A 901-nucleotide genomic window follows, 5' to 3' on the forward strand; every position below is an offset into this window, starting at 1 on the left:
TAAATTCCTCATCTTCACTTACTTGTTTATCAATCTGATCCTAGATTTTCGTTTGCTGTTTGGAGTTAAAGGTAATAATCCCCACCGTTTTTCCAGGCTGATAGATTAATATATCTCTAAGAATTTTGACGACTTCAATCGCTTCCACTTCATTGGACTGGTTAACCCATCTACCTTCGACTTTTTCCACGTTATCGTAGATAGATTTTTAAACGGAACCACATTGGGTGCTATTTGTACATGCCCATTGTAGAATGCATGATTGGAATAATTGATTAGCTCTTCATACTTCGAACGATAATGCCACTGCAGAAGCCTTTAAGACCTTCTCTTAGCTAAATTTAACAGGCTAATGGACTCATCTGTTCGTATTCTTCTTCCTCATCATCGTCATTAACAAAAGAGGACTGAAACAGATTATAAGGTGGCAGCTGTTTCTCATCACCAGCAAAAATGACTTGTTTGGTCCGGTATACAGCTGGAATCCCACTTTCCACCGTACATTGAGACGCTTCATCAAAAATAACTAAATCAAATAATCCTTCTTGTAATGGAAATATTTCTGGTGAATCGAGTCATACAGGCATAATATCTACTAGACCATTTCCTGCAAATTCGTTTACTAATCTCTGCAGTAGTCAAGTATATTAATTTTTTTTAACATTGGTCCATCCATTGTTCGAAGCAGTATAGGTTTTTCTCCCATATTCATGGACAAAAGAAACTTTTTAAATCCACTTCTAAAATAGCCACAGAACCCTTGGTATGAATTCGTTCAATATCTAGCAGAAATAAATAATTTTATTAACAATCCTACTTTTTAAAAAAGATATTTTCTCTTTTATTAATAAAAAATACTTGGCCCAAAATTGTGCCAAGTATTAGTTTAATAGATTAACAG

Annotated in this window: 2 protein-coding genes; both read right to left on the bottom strand. The window is 34.4% G+C overall.

All coding sequences use genetic code 11. The features are described 5' to 3' along the window. Positions 1 to 40 precede the first annotated feature (40 nt). A complete protein-coding gene (locus V7137_RS30340) occupies positions 41 to 190 on the bottom strand; it encodes a hypothetical protein (RefSeq protein WP_335701507.1) in 150 nt (49 codons plus the stop codon). Positions 191 to 341: 151 nt separating this feature from the next. Then, a complete protein-coding gene (locus V7137_RS30345; RefSeq protein WP_335701508.1) occupies positions 342 to 497 on the bottom strand; it encodes a hypothetical protein in 156 nt (51 codons plus the stop codon). Between the last annotated feature and the right edge of the window lie 404 nt (positions 498 to 901).

Origin of the sequence: Neobacillus drentensis, from assembly GCF_036962765.1 — a bacterium.
GTDB lineage: Bacteria > Bacillota > Bacilli > Bacillales > Cytobacillaceae > Neobacillus > Neobacillus drentensis_C.